This is a genomic window from Bosea sp. OAE506 (assembly GCF_040546595.1).
GTDB lineage: Bacteria > Pseudomonadota > Alphaproteobacteria > Rhizobiales > Beijerinckiaceae > Allobosea.
Genome location: NZ_JBEPOB010000001.1, coordinates 709855 through 733602, shown reverse-complemented (window position 1 = coordinate 733602; position 23748 = coordinate 709855). Strand labels below are relative to the sequence as shown.

The window sequence follows — 23748 nt, the reverse complement described above, 5'->3', positions numbered from 1 at the left end:
ATGAACGCCCCCATCAAGCCCGACGCCTTCCGCGTCGCTTCACCGCCCGCACCGGACCCGGCCCCGCCGATCATCCGCTTCGCGCAGATCGGCAAGACCTATCCCTCTCGGGACGGGCAGGGCGCCGTCGCGGCGCTCTCCGGCATCGATCTCGACGTGCCCAAGGGCGCGGTCGTCGGCGTGATCGGCCGCTCGGGCGCCGGCAAGTCGACGCTGATCCGGCTCGTCAACGGGTTGGAGCGGGCGACCTCTGGCCGCCTGCTGATCGAGGGCGAGGACGTTACCGGCCTCACCGAGGCCGGCTGGCGCAGCCGTCGTCGCGCGACGGGCATGATCTTCCAGCACTTCAACCTGCTCTCCTCGCGCACGGTCTTCGACAATGTCGCCCTGCCGCTGGAGATCGCCGGCACGCCGAAGCCGCAGATCGAGGACAAGGTCGCGCGGCTGCTCGATCTCGTCGGCCTCGCCGACAAGCGCGGGCGCTATCCCGCCGAGCTCTCGGGCGGCCAAAAGCAGCGCGTCGGCATCGCCCGTGCGCTGGCAACGGACCCGCGGGTGCTGCTCTGCGACGAGGCCACCTCGGCCCTCGACCCCGAGACGACGAAGTCGATCCTGGCGCTGTTGCGACAGGTTAACCGCGAGCTTGGCATCACCATCCTGCTGATCACCCACGAAATCCCGGTCATCAAGGAGATCTGCGACCGGGTGGCGGTGATCGAGGACGGCTGCATCGTCGAGGAGGGCGACGTCTTCTCGGTGCTGACGCGTCCGCAGCACGAGACCACGGCCCGTTTCGTCGAGGCGGTCACCGGCGTCGAGCTGCCGGCCTATCTGGAGGGGCGCATCCGCAAGGAAGCCCAGCCGGGCGACCAGACCGTGCTGCGCATCACCTTCACGGGTGAGAACGCCACCGCGCCGGTCATCAGCCGGCTCAGTTCCACCATCGGTGTCGACGTCAACATCCTCGCCGGCCGCATCGACGCCATCGCCGGCAAGCCCTTCGGCAGCCTGCTGGTCTCGGTGCCGACCCGCGAGCCGGAGCTCGCCGCCGTGCTCGGCGCGCTCAACAGCCTCGAACTCAAGGCGGAGGTCATCGGCCATGTTTCCTGAGATCATCTCGCCCCAGATCCTGGCCCTGATCGGGCAGGCGACACTCGACACGCTGCAGATGGTGGCGATCGCGGCGGGTCTCGGCACGGTGCTCGGCCTGCCGCTCGGCGTCTTCCTCGCCACTAGCAAGCGTGGCGAACTCTTCGCTGCCCCAGTCGTCAACACGCTGCTCGGCACGCTCGTCAACGCCACGCGCTCGACGCCCTTCATCATCCTCGTCGTTGCGATCATCCCCTTCACCCGGCTGATCGCCGGCACCTCGATCGGCACCAACGCCGCGATCGTGCCGCTGACCGTGGCCGCGACGCCCTTCATCGCCCGCCTGATCGAGGGCGCGATCCGCGAGGTCGATCAGGGCCTCGTCGAGGCCGCCCGCGCCATGGGCGCGACGCCGCTGCAGATCGTCCGCAAGGTGCTGGTGCCCGAGGCACTGCCGGCCATCGCGCTCGGCCTGACGCTGGCCATCGTCAGCCTGATCGGCTTCTCGGCCATGGTCGGCGCGGTCGGTGGCGGCGGGCTGGGGGACCTCGGCATCCGCTATGGCTACCAGCGTTTTATGCCCGAGGTCATGGCCGCCGTCGTCGCCGTTCTCATCGTGCTCGTCCAGACCGTCCAGACCATCGGCGACCGTCTCGCCCGCCGGCTCAACAAGCGCCTGCGCCACGCCTGAACAGGCCTGAAGTCGTGCGCCGTCGTCCCGGGCGACCGAAGGGAGACCCGGGACCCATTCCTGACCCTGACCGACGAACGCTCCGGAATGGATCCCGGGTCTGCGCTTCGCTTCGCCCGGGATGACCCGTCATTTGAACTCGAAATCACCTTGTCGAAGAAGGAACTGACCGCATGACCGCCATCACCCGCCGCAACGCCCTGGCCGCGACCGCTCTCGCCGCGCTTACCCTCGCCGTCCCGGCCCTCGCCCAGGCCCCGCAGGTCGTCCGCATCGGCGTCTCGCCCGGCCCCCACGCCGAAATCCTGGAGAAGGTGAAGCCCCTGCTCGCGCCCAAGGGCATCGACCTCAAGATCATCGAGTTCTCCGACTATGTCGTGCCGAACCAGGCGCTCGACGCCGGCGAGCTGGAAGCCAACTCCTTCCAGAACCAGCCCTATCTCGACAATCAGGTGAAGGACCGCGGCTTCAAGCTGGTCAGCGTCGGCCTGACCGTGAACTTCCCGCTCGGCATCTACTCGTCCAAGTACAAGAGCTGGGCCGATGTGCCGGACGGATCCTCGATCGCGATCCAGAACGACCCGACCAATGGCGGCCGCTCGCTGCTGCTGCTGCAGGACAAGGGCGTGATCAAGCTGAGGGACGGTGTCGGCTTCAAGCCGGGTCCGATCGACATCGTGGCCAACCCCAAGAAGCTGAAGATCATCGAGGTCGAGGCGGCGCAGACCCCGCGCACGTTGGCCGATGTCGCCGCCGCCGCGATCAACACCAACTATGCCGTCGATGCCAAGATCGAGCCGACTTCGGCGATCCTGCGCGAGGACCCCAAGGGGCCCTATGTGAACGTCATCGCCGTGCGCTCCGCCGACAAGGACAAGCCCTGGGTCAAGACGCTGGTCGAGACCTATCAGTCGCCGGAGATCAAGGCCTTCGTCGCCGAGCGCTTCAAGGGCAACGTGCTCGCCGGCTGGTAATCCCTTCCTCCCCACCTGGCTCTGATCTTGCCAGGCGCCTGCCCCGGATGCGACGAGCATCCGGGGCTTTTTCGTAAGAGGCGACCCGGCTCAGGCGGGCGCGCCGTGCCGGACCGACCGCCCGAGACCGACGGTCTCGGCCATGGTCAGGGCGAGGACGGCACCGGCCTGGGCGAGCACGAAGGCGATGCCGAGCCCGGTCGGCGCGAACCATCCGCCCGCCAGCAGCAGCAGGCTGTCGGCAATCCACATCAGGTTGACGCCGATCACGGCGAGAACCGCCAGACGGGGCAGCTCCGGCCGGCGGGAGAGCCAGGCCAGCAGCGCCGCACAGGGCAGCAGCAGCAGGCCTGCGCCTCGCAGGAGGGGCTCGGGCAGGCCGAGCAACGGCGAGAGCGGCGCGGCTGCGAGGCTGAGCAGCCCGCCCATGCCGGCGCAGGCGGCGGCATCGAGCGCGAGCGCGCCGCGCAGCAGCGGTGAGGCTTGGATCATGGTCATCGGGGTCTCCCTGGTGAGAGGCGTCGCGGGTACGCCTCGGCTTGGATGGAGACAGGGTGACCGGCTCAGGACGGGCGGTCGATTAAGCGCGAGGTAATTGGAACCGCGCCGGAGGCTGGGTAGCGTGCCCCCATGAACAGCCACCGCAGTGCAGCCATCGGCCCCCTCATTCGCGACTGGCGTCAGCAGCGCCGTCTCAGCCAGCTCGACCTCGCGCTCGAGGCGGAGATCTCGCAGAAGCATCTCTCCTTCGTGGAGAGCGGGCGCTCGCAGCCCAGCCGCGACATGGTCCTGCTGCTGGCGGAGCATCTCGGCGTGCCACTGCGCGAGCGCAACACGCTGCTGCTCGCGGCGGGCTATGCACCGGTCTATCTGGAGCGGGCGCTGGAGGATCCGGCGCTGCAGGCCGCGAAATCCGCCGTCGATCTCATTCTGGCAGGGCATGATCCCTGCCCCGCCCTGGCGGTGGACCGGCACTGGACGCTGCTCTCGGCCAATGCCGCGGTCGGCCCGCTGCTGGCACTGGTCGTGGACGCCGAGCTGCTGCGTCCGCCGGTCAATGTGCTGCGGCTCGCGCTGCATCCGGGCGGGCTCGCCGGGGCGGTTCTCAACTGGGCCGAATGGCGCGGCCATCTGGTGGCGAGGCTGCGGCAGCAGGTGCGCGTCGGAGCCGATCCCGTCCTGGTCGAGCTGCTGGCGGAACTGCTGGGTTACCCGGCGCCGCCCACCGCGCAGCCCGATGCGGGGCCGCCGGCCGATGAGGCGGCCATCGCCGTGCCGCTGCGGCTGCGCGTCGGGGAGGAGGTGCTCTCCTTCACTTCGACCACCACCGTCTTCGGCACGCCGGTCGATATCACCCTGTCCGAGCTCGCGCTGGAAACCTTCTTCCCGGCCGACGACGCCACCGCTGCGGCCTTGCGGGCGATGGCCGAACTGCGGCGAGCGAGCGCACCCTGAAGGCTTGCGATTTTCCTCCGGAACCTTCCGCAGGGTCGCCGGTTGTTGAAACGACGCCGCGGGGGCGGCACGAATTTCAACAGAAGGATCAAGACGATGGGTAGCACCATGGACAAGGTCAAGGGCATGGCCAACGAGGCCGCCGGGAACGTCAAGCAGGCCGCCGGCAAGGCGATGGACAAGCCCGAGCTCGAGGCCGAGGGCTTCGCTCAGGAGCGCAAGGGCGAGGCCCAGCAGGCGCTCGGCAAGGGCAAGGATGCCGTCAAGAAAGTGGTCGACAAGGCCTGATTTCGATCAGAGCCTGACCAAGAACGGGCCGCCGAAAGGCGGCCCGTTTTGCTGTGCGTTCAAGCCGGCGGTACTTGCCGCCGTGATGCGACTCAAGCCGTTCCGCCGATGCCGCCGAGGAAGTCCTTGACGCGGCCGAAGAAGCCCGCCGCCTCGGGATGCGTCGCGCCCGAACTCTCGCGCTCGAACTCCTGCAGCAGTTCGCGCTGGCGCGCGGTCAGCTTCTGAGGCGTCTCGACCACGACCTGGATGTAGAGGTCGCCGACCTCGCGCGAGCGCAGCACGCTCATGCCCTTGCCCTTGAGGCGGAACTGCTTGCCGGTCTGCGTGCCCTCGGGGATCTTCACCCGGGCCTGTTCGCCGGTCAGCGTCGGCACCTCTATCTCGCCGCCCAGCGCCGCCTGCACCAGGCCGATCGGAACACGGCAGAACAGGTCGGCCCCGTCGCGCTGGAAGATCGCGTGCGGCTGGATCGACAGGAAGATGTAGAGGTCGCCAGCCGGTCCGCCGCGAAGGCCGGCCTCGCCTTCGCCGGCGAGGCGGATGCGCGTGCCGTCCTCGACACCGGCCGGAATGTTGACCGAGAGCGTGCGCTCGCGCGTGACGCGGCCGGCGCCATGGCAATTCTTGCAGGGGTCGTCGATGATCTCGCCGCGGCCCGAGCAGGTCGGGCAGGTCCGCTCGACCGAGAAGAAGCCCTGGTTGGCCCGCACCTTGCCGTGGCCGCCGCAGGTCGGGCACTGGCGCGATTTCGAGCCCGGCTTGGCGCCGCTGCCCGAGCAGACCTCGCAGGCGATCGATGTCGGCACGCGGATCGAGGCGTTCTTGCCGGCGAAGGCGTCTTCCAGGCCGATCTCGAGGTTGTAGCGCAGGTCCGCACCGCGCTCGCGTCCATTGGCGCTGCGCGGCCCGCCGCGGCGGGCATCGCCGAAGAAGGAATCGAAGATGTCCGACATGAAGTCGGAGAAGTCGGGATTGCCGCCGCCCCCGCCGCCCTGCTCGAAGGCCTGGTGGCCATAGCGATCATAGGCGCCGCGCTTCTGGCTGTCGGACAGGACCTGATAAGCCTCGTTCAGCTCCTTGAACTTGGCCTCGGCCGCCGTGTCGCCGGGGTGCCTGTCGGGGTGGCAGCCCATCGCCAGCTTGCGGAAGGCGCTCTTCAGCTCCGCTTCGCTGGCGGTCTTGGAGACGCCGAGGATTTCGTAATAGTCGCGCTTGGACATCAAACAGCGGCCCCTTCGCCCTCGCCAGCAGTGCCGCCGGCTCCTGGCCGGTGGCGCTGCGAACACGGACGAGATTGTTGCGTCACGACGCCATCCCGTAACGCGATGGCCGGGTCAAGCCCGGCCATGACGTCGTCGTCGAGGAGGAAGAGCGCTCAGGCGCTCTTCTTCTTGTCACCCTTGTCGTCGCTGACGTCCTTGAAGTCGGCGTCGATGACGTCGTCTTCCTTCTTGGCGTCGGCAGCGGCAGGCTCGCCTTCGGCCGCGCCTTCAGCCTGGCTGGCGGCGTACATCGCCTCGCCGAGCTTCATCGAGGCCTGCATGACGTCCGTGGTCCGCGCCGTGATGGTCTCGGCGTTGTCCTCGGTAAGAGCCGCCTTCAGAGCGTCGAGCGCGGTCTCGATCGCCGTCTTGTCGGCGGCGGAGACCTTGTCGCCATAGTCCTTCAGCGACTTCTCGGTCGAATGCACGAGGCTTTCGCCCTGGTTCTTCGCCTCGACGAGCTCGCGGCGCTTCTTGTCCTCGCTCGCATTCGCCTCGGCATCCTTGACCATCTTCTGGATGTCGGCCTCGGAGAGCCCGCCGGACGCCTGGATCCGGATCTGCTGCTCCTTGTTGGTGGCCTTGTCCTTAGCGGTCACCGAGACGATGCCGTTGGCGTCGATGTCGAAGGTCACCTCGATCTGCGGCATGCCGCGCGGGGAGGGCGGGATGCCCATCAGGTCGAACTGGCCGAGCATCTTGTTGTCGGCCGCCATCTCGCGCTCGCCCTGGAAGACCCGGATCGTCACCGCCTGCTGGTTGTCCTCGGCAGTGGAGAAGACCTGGCTCTTCTTGGTCGGGATCGTGGTGTTGCGGTCGATCAGGCGCGTGAACACGCCGCCCAGCGTCTCGATGCCCAGCGACAGCGGGGTCACGTCGAGCAGCAGCACGTCCTTGACGTCACCCTGCAGCACGCCGGCCTGGATCGCGGCGCCGATGGCGACGACCTCGTCCGGGTTGACGCCCTTGTGCGGCTCCTTGCCGAAGAACTGCTTCACGACCTCCTGCACCTTCGGCATGCGGGTCATGCCGCCGACGAGGACGACCTCGTCGATCTGACCAGCCGAAAGCCCGGCATCCTTGAGCGCCTTCTTGCAGGGCTCGATCGTGCGCTGGACGAGATCGTCGACCAGGCTCTCGAACTTGGCGCGCGAGAGCTTGATGGCGAGGTGCTTGGGACCCGAGGCATCGGCCGTGATGTAGGGCAGGTTGATCTCGGTCTGGGCCGTGGTCGAAAGCTCGATCTTGGCCTTCTCCGCAGCTTCCTTCAGGCGCTGGAGCGCGAGCTTGTCCTTCTTCAGGTCGATGCCCTGCTCGCGCTTGAACTCGTCCGCCAAGTACTCGACCAGGCGCATGTCGAAGTCTTCGCCGCCGAGGAAGGTGTCGCCATTGGTCGACTTCACCTCGAAGACGCCGTCGCCGATCTCGAGGATCGACACGTCGAAGGTGCCGCCGCCGAGGTCATAGACCGCGATCGTGCCGGCCTGCTTCTTGTCGAGGCCATAGGCCAGCGCGGCCGCTGTCGGCTCGTTGATGATGCGCAGCACCTCGAGGCCGGCGATGCGGCCGGCATCCTTCGTCGCCTGGCGCTGGGCGTCGTTGAAATAGGCGGGAACGGTGATGACGGCCTGGGTGACGGACGAGCCGAGATAGGCCTCCGCCGTCTCCTTCATCTTGGTTAGGGTGAAGGCCGAAATCTGGGACGGCGAATAGTCGGTGCCGTCGGCCTCGACCCAGGCGTCGCCCGAGGAGGCCTTCTTGATCTTGTAGGGAACGAGCTTCAGGTCCTTCTGCGTCATCGGGTCTTCGAAGGTACGCCCGATGAGGCGCTTGATGGCGAAGAAGGTGCGTTCCGGATTGGTGACGGCCTGGCGCTTGGCCGGCTGGCCGACGAGGCGCTCGCCATCATCCGTGATCGCGACGATCGACGGCGTGGTGCGCGCACCTTCCGAGTTCTCGATGACCTTAGGCGTCGTGCCTTCCATGACCGCGACGCAGGAATTGGTCGTGCCGAGGTCGATACCGATGACTTTACCCATGGAGGGGATCCCTTTTGAACTGAGCAGATCGCCGGCCTGCGACGATGATCGCCCCAGCCCGGCCCATGGACCGGCCCGCCCCCACCTGTCGCGGCGAACGAACCGGCATTCCACGTTCGACGGTCGTGAAACCGCCCCTTGGCGGCGTATATAGGGAGGGGGTTCCCGCCCTTGCAAGACAGGCGAGCCGATTAAGAATCGCCCCGGCGGCCGTTTTCGGCGACAGGGTTGACGGCGTTCATTGCAGCCGAGTGTTGCGCATGTGCTCTTGCGCGCGCTGACCGGGCATTTCATGCAAAATGGGCCATTCCCGTTCTCAGCCGGTTTTCCGTGATCCGATCGTTCCATCCCGTCCTGCGTGTCGCGATTCTGGCCTGGGCCGGTTGGGTCCCGGGAGCGCTCGCGCAACCGATGCAGTTGCCTGGGGCGCAGCCCTTCAATGCGCCGGGCACGCAACAGGCGGCGCCGCCCGGAAGCGGCGCGCCTGCCGCGCCGCGCCCGCCCTCGATGCCCGCCATCAAGGTGGCCGGCGAGGACGCCATCCTCGGCCGCGTGCTGCGCCACAATGGCGGACCCGGCGAAGCCGTGTTCGAGAAGACGGCGGCCGGTTATGGCCTCAAGCTGACGGCGGACGGCTTCCAGTCCAGCAATCTGGTCGAGCCCTGCGCGGTGTCCTTCGGCGAGACGCCCGTCCCGGTCACGGCGCTCGGCCGGCCCGCGGGCGTGCCGCGCTACCGGCTCGAGGCGCCGATCTGCCCGATCGTCTTCGACGTGCTGGACGGGGCCTTCCTCGTCGTCGAGCCGGCCCAGCCCTGCGTCGTCGAGGCCGCTGCCTGTCGCATCGACCCGCGCGGCCTCTGGGGGGCCGATGCCCGAACCCTCGCTGCCCGCGCCAAGGAGATCGAGGCGGCCCGCAGCACGGCCGAGCGCGCCGTGCGCGAGGGCTACCGCGTGCTCACCGCCCGGGCCGATGCGCTCGAGCAGCGCGCGATCACGCGCGAGCAGGCGAGCTTCTCCGCCGAGCGGGAGCTGGTCTGCCGCTCCTATCAGCGCGAGGGGCAATACGGCTTCTGCGGTGCGCGGCTGACCGAGGCCCGTGCCGCCTCCATCCGCGCGCGCCTGGGTCTCACGAACGAACCCGCGAAGGCCGCGCCACGTCCGGCCCGGCCGCGCCCGGCGCCACCCGCCGGCGGGTCCGGCCCGCTGCCGCTGACCCCGCAATAGGGGCTCGCGCCGGTTTGTCCCGGCCCGGGCCACGAATGGGCCGCGATCCGGCCATCGCCCGGGCGGGGATCACCCTCACTGCCTTGTCATTGGCGTTGAGGGCCGCGATCCGTCACTGATCGCGGCCAGTCGAGAGGATGATGACGCGGATCATGGCCTACCCCCTCACCCGACAGCTCTGGCGCCCGGTGGTGCTGGCCCTCGCTGTGCTGGCACCCGGGCTCGCGCAGGCAGCGGAATCATCGGCCGTGACGAGCCCGCGGGTGACCGCGACGCTGCTCTCCAGCCGCGACGCCGTGGCGCCGGGTGAGCGTTTCCAGGTCGCGCTCGTCCAGAAGATTGCGCCCGGCTGGCACACCTACTGGGCCAATCCCGGCGATTCCGGCGAGCCGACGCGGATTGCTTGGACATTGTCGCAGGGCGCGACCGCGAGCGAGATCCAGTGGCCCGCGCCGAAGGCGATCCCCGTCGAGCCGCTGGTCAATTTCGGCTTCGAGGGCACGGTCCTGCTGCCCGTGGAGATCACGGTCCCGGCCGAGGCGAAGATCGGCGAGCGCCTGACGCTGCAGGCGGCGGCGACCTGGCTCGTCTGCGAGAAGATCTGCATCCCCGAGGAAGGCACGCTGACGCTCGACCTGCCGGTTGCGTCGGCGGCGGTCGCCGATGCTGCGGCCGAGAGCCGCATCGAGGGAACGCGGGCGCGACTTCCCGCACCAGCCGGCTTCCGCGGGCGGCTCGCCGCCGAGGGTGAAGCGCTTGCCTTGATGCTGCCGGGCCTGCCGGCGGCCGCGACGGACCTGCGGTTCTTTCCGCTGTCGGACACGCTGATCGATCATGCCGCCGCGCAGGATATGCGCCGCGCGGGCGATGCCGCCGCGTTGCGGCTGGCGCGCTCCAGCGCCTTCAAGATCGCGGGCGGCGAGATCGCCGGCGTGCTGACCTATCGCGAGAGCGGCCTCTCGCGCGCGCTCAGCGTCACGGCCGATGTCGACCCTGTCCTTGTCGGGGCCGCCGCGGCCCCGGCCACGCCGCCGGCCACGGTCAGCATTCCCCTGCCGGCCGAGGGTGCCGACCTGACGCTGTGGGCGGCCCTGCTCTTCGCCTTCGCCGGCGGGCTGATCCTCAACCTGATGCCCTGCGTGCTGCCGGTGCTCTTCATCAAGGCGCTGGGCTTCGCCCAACTCGCCCAGGCCAGCCGCTCGCAGGTCCGCGAACAGGGACTGCTCTTCCTCGCGGGCGTGCTGGTGACCTTCATGGCGCTGGCGACGCTGGTGATCGCGCTCGGCGCGCTCGGCACCAGTGTCGGCTGGGGCTTCCAGCTGCAATCGCCGCCGCTGGTGATCGCGCTCGCCGTGGTGATGACGCTGATCGGCCTCAACCTGCTTGGGGCCTTCGAGATCGGCGCCTCGGCGGCCGGCGTCGGCCATGGCCTCGCCAGCCGGGGCGGGCGGCTCGGGGCCTTCATGACCGGCGCTCTGGCGGTGGTCGTCGCGACGCCCTGCACGGCGCCCTTCATGGGCGCGGCGATCGGCTATGCGGTCACGCAGCCGCCGCTGCTCGGCCTGTCCGTCTTCCTGTCGCTGGCGCTGGGTTTCGCCCTGCCGGTCGTGGCGTTGTCCTTCGCGCCGGGCCTGCTGCGCCTGCTGCCGAAGCCCGGCCGCTGGATGCTCGTGCTGAAGCAGGCCTTCGCCTTCCCGATGTTCGCCACTGCGATCTGGCTGATCTGGGTCGCCTCGGTGCAGGCCGGGCCGGGTGGCGTGCTGGCGGCACTCGTCGCCGTGCTGGCCGCGGGCTTCGTCGTCTGGCTGGTCGGTGTCACGCGCGGGAGCGGCTTCGGTCGGCTGGCCTCGTCGCTCGCAGCGGTGCTGGTGGCGTGCGGCGCCGGCTGGTTCGTGGTGCAGAGCGCCGTTCCGGAGGCGACGCAGGCGCGCGCGGGCGACACCCAGGTCTGGACGCCCGAGCGGGTCGTGGCGCTACAGGCGGAAGGGCGGCCGGTCTTCGTCAACTTCACCGCGGCCTGGTGCATCACCTGCCTGGCGAATGAGCGCGTCGCGCTCTCGCGGCAGGAGGTCAAGGACGCCTTCGCTGAGCTGAAGGTGGTGTATCTCAAGGCCGACTGGACCAACCGCAACAGCCAGATCGCCATGGCTCTGGCCGAGCAGGGCCGGGCCGGCGTTCCGCTCTATCTGTTCTATCCCGGCAGCAAGGGCGCCCAGCCCGAGATCCTGCCGCAGCTCCTGACGCCCGACATGGTCGTGACCGCCGCGCGCCGCGCCGCCGGCAAAGAAGTCAGGACCGCCGCCCGCTGACGCCGTTCATCCCACGCAGACGAAAAGGAGACAGACGTGAAGGCCCACCTGACCCGCCAGACCCTTATCGCCGGCCTCGCCCTCGCCGGGTTCTCTCTCGCGGCAGCGCCCGCTCTGGCCCAGTCCGCCGCCAAGATCGGTGCGCCGGCCCCGGCTTTCGAGGCGGTCGATTCCGACGGCAAGACCCGCAAGCTGTCGGAATTCGCCGGCAAGACGGTGATCCTCGAATGGACCAACCATGACTGCCCCTATGTCCGGAAGCACTACACCAGCGCCACCATGCAGACGCTGCAGAAGGACATGGCGAAGGAGGGCGTCGTCTGGCTCTCGGTCATCTCCTCGCCGGTCGGCGAGCAGGGCCATGTCGATGGCGCCAAGGCCAATGAGCTGACCAAGAGCCGCAACGCGGCGCCGGCCGCCGTCCTGCTCGACCCCAACAGCAAGGTCGCCCGCGCCTATGGCGCGACCACCACGCCGCACATGTACATCATCGATCCCAAGGGCACGCTCGCCTATATGGGCGCGATCGACGACAAGCCCTCCGCCGGCGCCGCCAGCCTCGAGGGCGCCAAGAGCTATGTCCGCCAGGCGGTGGCCGAGCTTAAGGCCGGCAAGCCGGTCTCGGAGGCCAGCACCAAGGCCTATGGCTGCGCGGTGAAATACGCGCCGGTCAGCTGAGGGCCGGTTCACGCGTCATGCTCGGGCTTGACCCGAGCATCTCGTCAACCAGTCCTGTCCTGAAAGAGATTCTCGGGTCTGCGCTTCGCTCAGCCCGAGAATGAGGCTTCGTCAGACCCGCCCCAGCCGCCCGCCGGTCGTGCTGTCGAAGACATGGACGCGGTCGGGGTCGACCGTGATCCAGATGCGGCCGGCCACCGCCGCCACGACGTCGGTCGCGGCCTGCATCACGAAGGGCAGGCCGGCGAGCTGGCCGTGGAAGAGCTGGGTGGCGCCCAGTTCCTCGATGAACTCGACATCGAAGGGCAGCGAGCCCGCCTGGCCTTCGGAGGCGATCTCGACATCCTCCGGCCGCAGGCCGACCTCGACAGCCGTCTGGGCCGGCAGATCCTGGCGCAGGTCGCGCGCCTCCAGGATCGCATCGCCCAGCGCCACGATGCCGGGGCCGTCGATCGTGCCGGGCAGGATGTTCATCGGCGGCGAACCGATGAAGGTTGCTACGAACTTGCTCGCGGGCTTCTTGTAGACGTCCGCCGGCAGGCCGATCTGCTCGACCTGGCCGCCATTCATCACGACCAGCTTGTCGGAGAGCGTCATCGCTTCGACCTGGTCGTGCGTGACGTAGATCGAGGTGACGCCGAGCGCGCGCTGCAGCTTCTTGATCTCGACGCGCATCTGCACGCGCAGCTTGGCGTCGAGGTTGGACAAAGGCTCGTCGAACAGGAAGACCTGCGGCTTGCGCACGATGGCGCGGCCCATCGCGACGCGCTGGCGCTGGCCGCCCGACAGCTGCTTCGGCCGGCGCTCCAGCAGCCCCTCGATGGCGAGAATGCGCGCCGCTTCCTTCACCCGCCGGTCGATCTCGTCCTTGGGCGTGCCGCGGTTGCGCAGGCCATAGGCCATGTTGTCGTAGACGCTCATATGCGGGTAGAGCGCGTAATTCTGGAACACCATCGCGATGTCGCGATCGGCCGGCCCGATCTCGTTGACGACGCGATCCCCGATCGAGACCTCGCCGGCGGAGATCGTCTCCAGCCCCGCGACCATGCGCAGCAATGTGGACTTGCCGCAGCCGGACGGGCCGACGAGAACGCAGAAGCCGCCATCGGGAATGTCGAAGGACACGCCCTTCACCGCCTCGACGCCGCCGGCGTAGATCTTCTTGACGTTGGTGAGTGTAACCTGGGCCATCGGCGACTTATTTCTCGGTTTCGACCAGGCCCTTCACGAAGAGCCTCTGCATCAGGACGACGACGAGCACCGGCGGCAGCATCGCCAGCATGGCGGTGGCCATGGCGAGTTGCCATTCGGTGAGCGCGTCGGAGGTGACGATCATCTTCTTGATGGCGATGACGATGGTCTGCATCGAGTCCTTCGTCGTCACCAGCAGCGGCCAGAGATACTGGTTCCAGCCATAGATGAACTGGATCACGAACAGCGCCGCGATCGTGGTGATCGAGAGCGGGACGACCGTGTCCTTGAAGAACTTGAATGGCCCGGCCCCGTCGATCCGCGACGCCTCGAGCAGCTCGTCGGGGATCGTCATGAAGAACTGCCGGAACAGCAGCGTGCCCGTCGCCGAGGCGATCAGCGGCACGGCCAGACCCTGATAGGTGTCCAGCATGTTGAGGTCTGAGACGACCTTGAAGGTCGGGAAAATGCGCACCTCGACGGGCAGCATCAGCGTGACGAAGATGATCCAGAACGCCGTCATCCGGAACGGGAAGCGGTAATAGACGATCGCATAGGCCGAGAGAACGGAGATGAAGATCTTCCCGATCGCGATGGCCATGGCCATGATGAAGGAGTTCAGCATCATGCCCAGCACCGGCTCGCGCGTCGTGCCAGAGGTGCCGACGAACAGGATGCGATAGTAGTTCTCGAACAGCTTGGGGCCGGGATAGAGCGGCAGCTGCCCGTTGATGATCGTCGCCGCGTCCCAGGTCGAGGCGACGAAGGTCAGCCAGACCGGGAAGGCGACGATCAGCACGCCGATCGACAGGATGATGTAGGCGATCAGGTCGCCCAGGCGGCGGTCCTCGACCATCAGTAGCTGACCCTGCGCTCGATGAACTTGAACTGCACCGCCGTCATCGCGATGACCATAACCAGCAGCACGACCGACTGCGCCGCCGAGCCGCCGAGATTGGAGCCGCCCTTGCCGTCGGAGAAGACCTTGTAGACCAGCGTCTCGGTGGCGCCCGAAGGCCCGCCTCCGGTGATCGTGTCGATGATGCCGAAGGTGTCGAAGAAGACGTAGACGATGTTGACGACGAGCAGGAAGAAGGTCGTCGGCGAGAGCAGCGGGAAGACGATGGTCCAGAAGCGCCGCATCGGCCGCGCGCCGTCGATCACGGCCGCCTCGATCACGCTCTTGGGGATCGATTGCAGCCCCGCCAGGAAGAACAGGAAATTGTAGCTGATCTGCTTCCAGGTCGCGGCCAGGATGACCAGCAGCATCGCGTCATTGCCGTTGAGGCGCGGATTCCAGGCGATGCCGAGCCGCTGCAGCCCGCGTGCCAGCATGCCGAGGGAGGGATCGAACATGAACAGCCAGAGCACGCCCGCCACCGCCGGTGCGACCGCATAGGGCCAGATCAGCAGCGTCTTGTAGATCTCGGCGCCGCGGATCGCCCGGTCGGCCATTACCGCGAAGAGCAGCGCGACCGACAGCGAGAGCACGCAGACGAAGCTGGAGAAGATCAGCGTGTTGATGAAGGCCTTGAGATAGCCCGGGTCCGAGAAGAGCGCCTGGTAGTTCTCGAACCAGACGAATTCCGTCGAGGTGCCGAAGGCGTCCTCGAGCAGGAAGGACTGCCAGAGCGCCTGGCTCGCCGGCCAGTAGAAGAACACGACCGTGATCGCCAGCTGCGGCAGCAGCAGCATCAGCGGGATCGTCAATCCATTGAAATAGGCGTTCTTCTGCATGGCTCATCCGAAAGACGCCGCCGCCCCGGTCGCCCGGGACGGCGGCGAGAGGATCATGGGACCGATCAGCGCGCGGCGGTGCGCTCGAACTGGCGCAGCATCTGGTTGCCGCGCTCCACAGCCGCGTCGAGCGCCGCCTTCGGCGTCTTCTGGCCGTTCAGCGCCGCCTCCAGCTCCTCCGACCAGATGTCGCGGATCTGGACGAGGCTGCCGAAACGCAGGCCGCGCGAATTCTCCGTCGGCTCCTTGTTGTTCAGCGAGAGGATCGGGGTCTCGAGATAGGGCTTGTCCTTGTAGAAGCCCGAAGCCTTGACCTTCTCATAGGCCGCCTTAGTGATCGGCAGATAGCCCGATTCCGTGTGCAGCTTCACCTGGCGGTCGACGTCCGACAGGAAGGTGAAGAACTTCGCGACGCCCTTGTATTCGTCCGCCTTCTTGCCGCCCATCACCCACAGCGAGGCGCCGCCGATGATCGAGTTCTGCGGCGCGCCCTGGATGTCGGGGTAGTACGGCATCGGCGCGTTGCCCCAGTCGAACTTGGCGTTCGCCTTGACGTTGCCGAAGAAGCCCGACGAGGTCAGGAAGATCGGGCATTCGCCCGAGGTGAAGCGGCCTTCGCCGTTATTGGTGCGGCCGGAATAGTCGTAGACGCCCTGCTTCTGCAGATCGACCAGGTTGGTCCAGTGCTTCAGGAAGGCGGGGCTGTTGAAGTTGAGCACCGCGTCGAAGCCGTCGAGGCCATTCGTCTTGGTCGAGAGCGAGACATTGTGCCAGGCGCCGAACTGCTCGATGTTCGCCCAGGTCGCCCAGGCGTTGGAGAAGCCGCACTTCTCGAAGCCGGAAGCCTTCAGCTTCTTGGCCGCCTCGAACACCTCGGGCCAGGTCTTCGGCGGAGCCTCGGGGTTCAGGCCGGCCTTCTTGAAGGCGTCCTTGTTGTACCACATCACCATCGAGGAGGAGTTGAACGGCATCGAGAGCATGTCGCCCTTGGCCGTCGAATAGTAGCCGGTGATGGCGGGCAGATAGGCCTTCGGATCAAAAGCCTCGCCGGCGTCCTTCATCAGCTCGTGCACGGGCTTGATCGCGCCCTTGGCCGACATCATCGTGCCGGTGCCGACCTCGAAGACCTGCAGGATGTGCGGTGCCGTCCCGGCGCGGAAGGCGGCGATGCCGGCATTCAGCGTGTCGGGATAGGACCCCTTATAGGCCGGGACGATCTTGTAGTCCTTCTGCGAGGCATTGAATTCCTCGGACAGCCTGACCACGACGTCGTTGTTCGCGCCGGTCAGCGCATGCCACCACTGGATCTCGGTCTGCGCCAGCGCAGGCGCGGCGCCACCCAGCACGAAGGCCGCGACAGACATCAGAATGCGTGATTTCACGGTCATCTCTTTCTCCCTTCCGCCCTCGGTTGGCCAAGGCGGCTGTTCTTGTTGGTGCGCAAGCTAGCATGAAGGCCGGGCGACGGTTCAATGACAAAATGATGACGGATGCAAGCGCGGGCCGCTCCCGCCGCTTTGGCGGAAGGCCTTGCGCAATGCTGCGGAAGGCGCTGTTCTCCCCAACCCTGCCAGCCCTCCACGGATGCCACCCATGCCCCGCCTGTCCCTGACGCCCGAACGGACCCTTCCCGCAGATGCGCAGGCCGCGGCCCTGCTGGGGCGCATCTGGCGCCCGGATGTCGGGGGCCCGGCGGTGGTCACGCTGCGCGACGGGATCGTGATCGACGTTACCCGCGCCTTCCCGACCAGTCGCGACCTCTGCGAGGCGGCAGACCCTGCCGCCGCGCTTCGCGCGGCCCCGGGAGAGGCCGTCGCGCCGATCGCCGAGATCCTGGCGAACACGCCGCCGGATAGCCGCGACACGTCGCGGCCCTGGCTGCTCTCCCCGCTCGACCTGCAGGTGGTGAAGGCCGCCGGCGTCACCTTCGCGGTCTCGATGCTGGAACGCGTCATCGAGGAGAAGGCCCGCGGCAACCCGGCGGCTGCCGCCACGATCCGCGAGGAGATCGGCAAGCTCATCGGCGACGATCTCTCGAAGCTGAAGCCCGGCTCGCCCGAGGCGATGCACCTCAAGGACGTGCTGATCAAGCAGGGCGCCTGGAGCCAGTATCTCGAGGTCGGCATCGGGCCAGACGCCGAGATCTTCACCAAGGCGCCGCCGATGTCCTCGGTCGGCACCGGTTTCGACGCCGGGCTGCACCCGTCCTCGACCTGGAACAACCCCGAGCCGGAGATCGTGCTCGTCGTCGCCTCGGATGGCCGTATCGTCGGCGCCACGCTCGGCAATGACGTCAATCTGCGCGATGTCGAGGGCCGCTCGGCGCTGCTGCTTGGCAAGGCGAAGGACAACAACGCCGCTGCCGCGGTCGGCCCCTTCATCCGCCTCTTCGATGCAGGCTTCACGCTCGACCATGTCCGCAACACGACCGTCACCTTGACCGTCGAGGGCGAGGATGGCTTTACGCTCGAAGGCTCGTCCTCGATCGCGAAGATCAGCCGCGATCCCGCCGACCTCGCGAGCCAGATGATCGGCCCGCATCACCAGTATCCGGACGGGGCGGCGCTTTATCTCGGCACCATGTTCGCGCCGATCAAGGATCGCGATACGCCGGGCGGCGGCTTCACCCACAAATACGGCGACATCGTCACCATCGCCGCGCCCGAGCTCGGCGCGCTGGTCAACCGCATGAAGCGCACCGACGCATGCGAGCCCTGGACCTTCGGCACCTCGCATCTGATGCGCAGCCTGGCGAAGCGCGGGCTGCTGTGAGCCCAGGCGGCATCCTCGTTGTCGGCGAGGCGATCGGCGACTTCATCCCGCGCGATGCCGAGGGACATCGCTACGAAGCGGTGCTGGGCGGCTCCGGTTTCAACGCCGCGCTGGCGCTCGCCCGCTTCGGGGCGCGGCCCGCTTATGCCGCTGTGCTCTCGACCGACGCGCTCGGCCGGCGCTTTCGCGCGGCGCTGGTGGCGGAGGGGATCGACACGGCGCTGATCCGCGACAGTGCGCGACCGACCGCGGTTGCCATCGTCTCGCCGCTGGGGCCGGACGGGGTGCCGGAATTCGCGCTCCACCTCCAGGGCACCGCCCATGACGAAGCACAGGGGACACCGCGCGCGCTGCCGCCCGGTGTGACCCATCTGCATGCGGCCTCCTTCGGCGCGACCATCGGGCCCTCCGGAGACGCGACGGGCGATCTGGCGGCGAGCGCCCGCGCCGCCGGTGCCACGATCAGCTACGACATCAACATTCGCGCCGCCGTTCTGCCGGAGCGCGACCAAGCCCGTGCGCTGATCGAGGCCCGCATCGCACAGTCCGACATCGTCAAGGCGAGCCTGGACGATCTCGCCTGGCTCGATCCCGGTGCGCCGGCCGAGGCGGTCGCACTGCGCTGGCGGGAGCTTGGCGCGCGCCTCGTTCTCATCACCCGCGGGGGCGACGGCGCAATCGGGTTCGGCGCGGGCGAAACGCTCGCGGCGACCGCCCCGCCGGTGGCCGTAGCCGATACGGTGGGCGCGGGCGACTGCTTCATCGGCGGCTTTCTTGCCGTGCTGGCCGCCCGCGGGCGGCTCGGCCAGGGCTTCCATGAGGCCAGCCGGGACGATCTCACCGCGGCACTCGCCTTCGCCTGTGCGGTCGCCGCTGACAGCTGCACCCGCCCGGGTTGCGACCCGCCGCGCCGCCTCGCGACCTGACCGGAGCCGTCGATGCATCTCGCCTATCTCGACTACCACACCTGCGGCGAGCCGGTCCGGATCGTCACCGGCGGCTACCCCATGCTGAAGGGGGCGACGGTCCTCGAGAAGCGTCGCGATGCGCGCGAGAACCATGATCATCTGCGCCGGGCGATGATGCTGGAGCCGCGCGGCCATGCCGGGATGTATGGCGTGATCCCCGTCGCCGCCGCGTATCCCGAGGCTGCCTTCGGCGTGCTCTTCACCCATAACGAGGGCTATTCGACCATGTGCGGCCACGCGACCATCGCGCTTGGCCGCTATGCCATCGAGCACGGGCTGGTGCCGGCGGTCGAACCGGTGACCCGCTTCTCGATCGAGGCGCCCTGCGGCCTGCTGCGGCTCGAATGTACCGTGCGCGACGGCCGGGTGGAGAGCGTCGTCTTCGAGAGCGTGCCCGCCTTCGTCTTCGCGCGGGACCTCGCCGTCACCCTGCCGGGCTATGGCGAGGTCGTCACCGACATCGCCTATGGCGGCGCCTTCTACTGCATCCTGCCGGCCTCGCGCTTCGGGCTCGATCTGTTCGAGACGCCCGTCACCACGCTGACCGACGCGGCGGCCGCCCTGACCGATCATCTGCGCGCGAGTCTGCCGGTGACGCATCCGACCGAGCCCGATCTCGGCTTTCTGTACGGCACGATCATCACCGACGAGGCACGGGCCGACGATGAGAGCTTCAACCTCTGCATCTTCGCCGAGCGCCAGATCGACCGTTCCCCGACCGGCTCCGGGGTCACGGCGCGCATGGCGCTGGACCATGCCAAAGGAGTGATCCAGACAGGGCGGACGCGCCGCTTCCGCAGCATCACCGGCGGCACCTTCACCGGCAGAGTGGTCGGCCCCGTTGCGGATTTCGCGGACGGGGCGGTCACGGTCGCGGTCGGCGGCACCGGCCATTTCGCCGGGCGGGGCAGCTTCACCATCGAGCCGGACGACCCGCTCGGCCATGGCTTTGCGCTCCCCGCGAGCTTTGCCGAGATCACGCGCGGTTAACCCAGACGGGAAACCAGTTTGAGCGATTCCGCTCGACCTGCGAGGCGATTCCCGGCTGTTTCGGCCATCGCGGCAGTCTCCGGGTAAGGTTTCTTCGGCAGGCTGCCCGCTGCAGAGCTCGGAGGCGGCATGTCGATCGGAAATCTCGGGGCACCATCGGCCACGACGACCCTCGGCGACCGGGCGGCGCGGCTCGCTGCTACGCCGGGCCTGTGGATCGCTGCCTTCGCGCTGGCGGCGGTCGCGGCACTGAGCCTGAAACTGCGCCTGCCGCTCGGCCCCAACGCCTGGGACACGGCGGTCTATCTCGATGCGGTCCAGCGCATCCATATGGGGCAGGTGCCGAGCCTCGATTTTTTCGCGCCTGTCGGGCCGCTCGGCTATTATGGCGCCGCCCTGCTCGATGCGCTGTTTCCGCAGGCGCAGCCGATGCTGCTGGTGAACTGGGCGCTGCTGCCGGTCCTGCTGCCGCTCGCCGCGATCCTGGCCGCGTCCGTCTCGGCCCGCTCTCGCCCGCTCGCTCTGGCGCTGATCCTGCCGCTGCTGCTCTTCGGCGCGCTGCCGGTCAATCTCCACGGCCTCTATCCGATGCCGGGCTTCGACGGCTACGGCCATTACAACCGCCATGTCGCCCTGCTGCTCTACATGCTGGTCGCGACGCTGCTCTTCGTGCCGCGCGGGCGCCTCGCGACCGGGCTGGTCGCGGCGCTGATGCTGACGCTGTTCCTTGTGAAGATCACCGGGGCCGTCACTGGTGCCCTGCTGGTGGGTTACGCGATCCTGGCCGGCCGCCTGCGTCTGCGCGACGCCGTGCTGGCGGCGGGGCTCGTCCTGGCCGCGCTCGGCCTGCTCGATCTCTCGACCGGGATCATACGCGCTTATCTCGCCGACATCCTCGCCCTGCTCGCGCTCAACACCGGTGCGCTGCTGCCGCGCTTTCTCACCGTGGCCTCGGTCAAGTTCAACGTCGTCGGTCCCTGCCTGCTGCTCATGGGCGCGCTCGCGCTGGCCGCCTGGCGGGACGGTCTGTCGCTCTCGCTCGACGGTGTGCGTCGGCTCGCCGCCTCAAATCTCGGCTGGCTTACGGCAGCCTTCCTGGCGCTGACCTTCTTCGAGACGCAGAACACAGGCTCGCTGGAGTATATCGGCCTCTGGCCGATCCTGCTGCTGATCCTCGTCGACTGGCGGCAGCGTGCGGACCGGCTGCGGCCGGTCGTGCTGGTGCTGGCGCTGGCTGTGGCGCTGCCGAGCGCGGTGATCGTGGTCGAGCGCAGTGCGCGGGCGATGCTCGGCGCGGCCGGCCATGTCGCGCTCGACGTGCCCGAGCTCGGCCCGCTCGGCCGTGTCAGCCTCAAGCCCGAGACGGCGCAGCGCGCGGCGGTCATGCTCGACCACTATGCCAAACACCCGGAGCCTTATCGGGACCTCGCGGCCAGGGGGCTCGGCCCCTCGGCGATCCTCTATTCCGAGATTGACTACCAGGCGACCTGGCTGCTGGAGGTCCGGCAGGGGCTCGTCGCGCTGCGCGCCTGGGAGGCCGCCAATGGACGGCGGCTCAACGGCATCCTGACGCTCGACTTCGTCGACCCCTTCAACCGGCTGCTGGACAGGGAGCCGCCGCGCCATGTCGCGATCGGCATGGATCCCGGCCGCAGCACGCCCGCGCTGGAGCCGCGGACGCTGGCCGAACTGGCCCGTACCGAGGCGATCCTGGCGCCGAAATGTCCCGCGACGGGAGCCCGCGACGCCATTCGTGCGCATTTTGCCGAAGCACTTCGCGGGCGCCGGATGGTCGCACTGTCGCCCTGCTGGGACCTCTATCTGAAGAGCTGAGCCGGAGCGTTCAGACGGCCGTCTGCCCGGCTTCCCAGCCGAGGATGGCGCGCTTGCGCGTCAGCCCCCAGTGATAGCCGGTCAGCGCACCGGATTTCCCGATCACGCGGTGGCAGGGCACGACGAAGGAGATGGGGTTCTTGCCCACCGCCATCCCGACGGCGCGCGAGGCGCTCGGCTTGCCGATATGGCAGGCGACGTCGCCATAGGTCGTGGCGCGGCCGACCGGGATCCGCAGCAGCGTTTGCCAGACCCGGACCTCGAAATCGGTCCCGATCAGCACGACGCGCAGCGGCATCTCCGCCGACCACGCCTTCGGATCGAAGATGCGACTGGCATAGGGCGCTGTCGCTTGCGGGTCGAAGCGGTATTCCGCATGGGGCCAGCGCCGCATCATGTCGGCCAGCGCCTCCGCCCGTCCGCCGACCACCTTGCCGCCGTCGAGCCCGTCCGAGACCCAGCCCAACCCGGCGAGGCCCCGCGGCGTCGCGACGATCAGCGCTTCGCCGAAGGGGGAGGGATGGAAGCCATAGGCGAGGGCGAGCCCGCCGCCGCCGGCCTTCCATTCGCCGGGCGACATCGCCTCATGCGTCACGAAGAGATCGTGCAACCGCCCCGGCCCCGACAGCCCGACCTCGAGCGCCGTATCGAGCACGCTGGCAGACCCGCCGAGCAGCCCCTTGGCATGGTCGAGCGTGATCGCCTGCAGGAAGGCCTTGGGGGTGAGCCCGCACCAGCGCCGGAACAGGTGGTGGATGTCGGTCGGTGTCGCGCCGGCGGCCTCCGCGATTGCCTCGATCGACGGTTGGGCGCGCCAGTTCTCGGTGATGTAGGCCAGCACGCGCCGCACCGTGTCGTAGTCCGAGCCCGGCGCGGGCGAGGGGAACTCGGCCGCCGCCGGCATCGCCTCGGCTGCGCGCGCCAGAACCGCGTCGGAAAACCGGGTCGGCTTCATGGCGCCGAGCTTCTGCAGGGGAGCGTTCATCGCCGTCACCTTCGCATCTTCGATCATGCGGCGACACTAGGAGCGTATGGGGGGGGGCCTCCACCCGAAAGCTGGAAAGAGCAGGGTTGCACTTGAGGCCGGCGGAGTTTTAACGATGGCCATGATCTCCCCGGCTAACGCCGTCATCGATATCTACCAGCGCCATGCCGCGACCTATGACGGCCTGCGCGGCCAACTGCTGATGGAAGGGACGTGGCTCGCGCGCTTCCGCGCCCAACTCGGGCCAGACGCATCGATCCTCGACATCGGCTGCGGCACCGGCCAGCCGATCGCGCGCTATCTCATAGAGCAGGGGCACACCGTCAGCGGGATCGATTCTGCTCCGGCGATGATAGCGCTGTGCCGTGCGCGCTTCCCCGAAGGCGACTGGGAGGTTGCCGACATGCGAAAACTCGCGCTCGGCCGCCGCTTCGGCGGGCTGATTGCCTGGGATTCCTTCTTTCACCTGACCCCAGAAGACCAGCGCGGCATGTTCAAGGTGTTCGCGAACCATGCCGCGCCCGCCGCCGCGCTGCTTTTCACCACCGGCCCGGCGTATGGCGAGGCGATCGGCAGTTTCGAGGGCGAGGCGCTCTATCACGGCAGCCTCGATGCCCGGGAGTACCGGACCTTGCTGGCGGAGAACGGGTTCTCGGTGATCGACCATGTTGTCGAGGACCCGCACTGCGGCGGGCATACGATCTGGCTCGCCAAAGCGGCTCAAATCGCGCCGTAATCCGGCCCCCGCCGCGCCGTCGCGAGCGCGGATCCGAGCGCATCGGCGAAGCCTTCGCGCTCGCCTGGCGACAGGGCCGAGGCGACAGCGACGCGCCGGCCGCGCGAGACGAGGTCGAGCCCGAGCAGCCCGTAATCCTCGTCGGTCTGGCGCTCCAGCTTTGTCCAGGCCGGGTTGGAGCGCCAGATGGCTTCCTGCCCGTGATGCGAGACCTTTCGCAGGCGCACCTCGATCGGGGTCACGACGATGCGCTCGAAGGCGCGTGCATGCCGGAAGTTGACCTGGAAGGCGATGAAGAGCGCGACGACGTCCAGCCCCATGAAGCCAGCCACCGGCCAGGCGCCAAGCACCATGAAGGGGATCGAGGAGGCGACGGCGGCGAGGCACACCAGCGTCATCACGATGCGGAAGGCGTTGCGGTCCAGCGAGCGATGCGGCGTGATCGTGGCGTCGAAGACCGGTCGCTCGGCCCGCGCCGAGGCGTCCTCATCTCCTGCGGTCGCATGGCGCTTGCCGAGGTCCAT

The 23748-nt window shown here is 68.3% G+C and carries 22 protein-coding genes; 13 read left to right on the top strand and 9 right to left on the bottom strand.

Annotation, left to right across the window (positions count from 1 at the left end):
- The 3 genes from ABIE41_RS03520 to ABIE41_RS03510 all read left to right on the top strand — a co-directional run bounded on the left by ABIE41_RS03520 (nt 1) and on the right by ABIE41_RS03510 (nt 2754).
- Nucleotides 1-1110, top strand: coding sequence for a methionine ABC transporter ATP-binding protein (locus ABIE41_RS03520; protein WP_192643431.1), 1110 nt, complete (start codon nt 1-3; stop codon nt 1108-1110).
- Nucleotides 1100-1780, top strand: coding sequence for a methionine ABC transporter permease (locus ABIE41_RS03515; RefSeq protein WP_210320962.1), 681 nt, complete (start codon nt 1100-1102; stop codon nt 1778-1780). The genes ABIE41_RS03520 and ABIE41_RS03515 overlap by 11 nt, the downstream gene beginning before the upstream one ends.
- A 173-nt stretch (nt 1781-1953) precedes the next feature.
- Entirely contained in the window at nt 1954-2754 is an 801-nt protein-coding gene (locus ABIE41_RS03510; RefSeq protein WP_192643430.1) for a MetQ/NlpA family ABC transporter substrate-binding protein, read from the top strand.
- Between the two features lie 90 nt (nt 2755-2844).
- Here ABIE41_RS03510 and ABIE41_RS03505 read toward each other — a convergent pair whose 3' ends face one another.
- Nucleotides 2845-3252 (bottom strand): hypothetical protein, encoded by a 408-nt coding sequence (locus ABIE41_RS03505; RefSeq protein ID WP_192643429.1) that lies wholly within the window; start codon nt 3250-3252, stop codon nt 2845-2847.
- A 132-nt stretch (nt 3253-3384) separates the two neighbouring features.
- On the opposite strand from ABIE41_RS03505, the gene ABIE41_RS03500 reads away from it, so the two are divergent.
- Together ABIE41_RS03500 and ABIE41_RS03495 are read left to right on the top strand one after the other, a co-directional pair.
- Complete coding sequence (locus ABIE41_RS03500) at nt 3385-4209, top strand: helix-turn-helix domain-containing protein (protein ID WP_192643428.1); 825 nt, start codon at nt 3385-3387, stop codon at nt 4207-4209.
- Nucleotides 4210-4305: 96 nt separating this feature from the next.
- Entirely contained in the window at nt 4306-4497 is a 192-nt protein-coding gene (locus ABIE41_RS03495) for a CsbD family protein (RefSeq protein ID WP_192643427.1), read from the top strand.
- Nucleotides 4498-4589: 92 nt separating this feature from the next.
- On the opposite strand, the gene dnaJ is transcribed toward ABIE41_RS03495, so the two are convergent.
- Both dnaJ and dnaK read right to left on the bottom strand, forming a co-directional pair.
- Nucleotides 4590-5720: a molecular chaperone DnaJ gene (dnaJ, locus tag ABIE41_RS03490; RefSeq protein ID WP_192643426.1), complete on the bottom strand. Its 1131-nt coding sequence runs from the start codon at nt 5718-5720 to the stop codon at nt 4590-4592.
- Between the two features lie 155 nt (nt 5721-5875).
- Nucleotides 5876-7801, bottom strand: coding sequence for a molecular chaperone DnaK (gene dnaK / locus ABIE41_RS03485; protein ID WP_192643425.1), 1926 nt, complete (start codon nt 7799-7801; stop codon nt 5876-5878).
- Between the two features lie 411 nt (nt 7802-8212).
- On the opposite strand from dnaK, the gene ABIE41_RS03480 reads away from it, so the two are divergent.
- From ABIE41_RS03480 to ABIE41_RS03470, 3 genes are all read left to right on the top strand, one after another.
- A complete protein-coding gene (locus tag ABIE41_RS03480) occupies nt 8213-9025 on the top strand; it encodes a hypothetical protein (protein ID WP_192643424.1) in 813 nt (270 codons plus the stop codon).
- A gap of 152 nt (nt 9026-9177) precedes the next feature.
- The gene (locus ABIE41_RS03475; protein WP_192643423.1) at nt 9178-11334 is read left to right on the top strand and encodes a protein-disulfide reductase DsbD family protein; all 2157 of its coding nucleotides are present in this window, start codon (nt 9178-9180) and stop codon (nt 11332-11334) included.
- Between the two features lie 36 nt (nt 11335-11370).
- Nucleotides 11371-12012 (top strand): thioredoxin family protein, encoded by a 642-nt coding sequence (locus ABIE41_RS03470; RefSeq protein ID WP_192643422.1) that lies wholly within the window; start codon nt 11371-11373, stop codon nt 12010-12012.
- A gap of 111 nt (nt 12013-12123) precedes the next feature.
- Here the strand turns inward: ABIE41_RS03470 and ABIE41_RS03465 are convergent, their stop codons facing one another.
- The 4 genes from ABIE41_RS03465 to ugpB form a co-directional block, all read right to left on the bottom strand.
- The gene (locus tag ABIE41_RS03465) at nt 12124-13203 is read right to left on the bottom strand and encodes a sn-glycerol-3-phosphate import ATP-binding protein UgpC (RefSeq protein WP_192643421.1); all 1080 of its coding nucleotides are present in this window, start codon (nt 13201-13203) and stop codon (nt 12124-12126) included.
- A gap of 7 nt (nt 13204-13210) precedes the next feature.
- Entirely contained in the window at nt 13211-14059 is an 849-nt protein-coding gene (gene ugpE / locus ABIE41_RS03460) for a sn-glycerol-3-phosphate ABC transporter permease UgpE (protein ID WP_192643420.1), read from the bottom strand.
- A complete protein-coding gene (gene ugpA, locus ABIE41_RS03455; RefSeq protein WP_192643419.1) occupies nt 14059-14940 on the bottom strand; it encodes a sn-glycerol-3-phosphate ABC transporter permease UgpA in 882 nt (293 codons plus the stop codon). The genes ugpE and ugpA overlap by 1 nt, the downstream gene beginning before the upstream one ends.
- A 65-nt stretch (nt 14941-15005) precedes the next feature.
- Nucleotides 15006-16304, bottom strand: a complete 1299-nt coding sequence (gene ugpB, locus ABIE41_RS03450; RefSeq protein WP_354193365.1) for a sn-glycerol-3-phosphate ABC transporter substrate-binding protein UgpB — start codon at nt 16302-16304, stop codon at nt 15006-15008.
- A 229-nt stretch (nt 16305-16533) separates the two neighbouring features.
- Here ugpB and ABIE41_RS03445 point away from each other — a divergent pair, with 229 nt between their 5' ends.
- The 4 genes from ABIE41_RS03445 (at nt 16534) to ABIE41_RS03430 (ending at nt 21503) form a co-directional block, all read left to right on the top strand.
- Nucleotides 16534-17712 (top strand): fumarylacetoacetate hydrolase family protein, encoded by a 1179-nt coding sequence (locus ABIE41_RS03445; RefSeq protein WP_192643417.1) that lies wholly within the window; start codon nt 16534-16536, stop codon nt 17710-17712.
- Complete coding sequence (locus ABIE41_RS03440) at nt 17709-18638, top strand: PfkB family carbohydrate kinase (RefSeq protein WP_192643416.1); 930 nt, start codon at nt 17709-17711, stop codon at nt 18636-18638. The genes ABIE41_RS03445 and ABIE41_RS03440 overlap by 4 nt, the downstream gene beginning before the upstream one ends.
- Before the next feature lie 12 nt (nt 18639-18650).
- Entirely contained in the window at nt 18651-19670 is a 1020-nt protein-coding gene (locus ABIE41_RS03435; protein ID WP_192643415.1) for a proline racemase family protein, read from the top strand.
- A 129-nt stretch (nt 19671-19799) separates the two neighbouring features.
- Complete coding sequence (locus ABIE41_RS03430) at nt 19800-21503, top strand: hypothetical protein (protein ID WP_192643414.1); 1704 nt, start codon at nt 19800-19802, stop codon at nt 21501-21503.
- Nucleotides 21504-21513: 10 nt separating this feature from the next.
- Here ABIE41_RS03430 and ABIE41_RS03425 read toward each other — a convergent pair whose 3' ends face one another.
- Nucleotides 21514-22407 (bottom strand): methylated-DNA--[protein]-cysteine S-methyltransferase, encoded by an 894-nt coding sequence (locus ABIE41_RS03425; RefSeq protein ID WP_192643749.1) that lies wholly within the window; start codon nt 22405-22407, stop codon nt 21514-21516.
- 196 nt (nt 22408-22603) lie between these two features.
- Between ABIE41_RS03425 and ABIE41_RS03420 the strand changes: the two genes are divergently transcribed.
- Nucleotides 22604-23224 (top strand): methyltransferase domain-containing protein, encoded by a 621-nt coding sequence (locus ABIE41_RS03420; protein WP_354191748.1) that lies wholly within the window; start codon nt 22604-22606, stop codon nt 23222-23224.
- Here ABIE41_RS03420 and ABIE41_RS03415 read toward each other — a convergent pair.
- Nucleotides 23209-23748 carry a DUF2244 domain-containing protein gene (locus tag ABIE41_RS03415; RefSeq protein ID WP_192643413.1) on the bottom strand — a complete coding sequence of 180 codons (540 nt, stop codon included), beginning with the start codon at nt 23746-23748 and terminating at the stop codon, nt 23209-23211. The genes ABIE41_RS03420 and ABIE41_RS03415 overlap by 16 nt on opposite strands.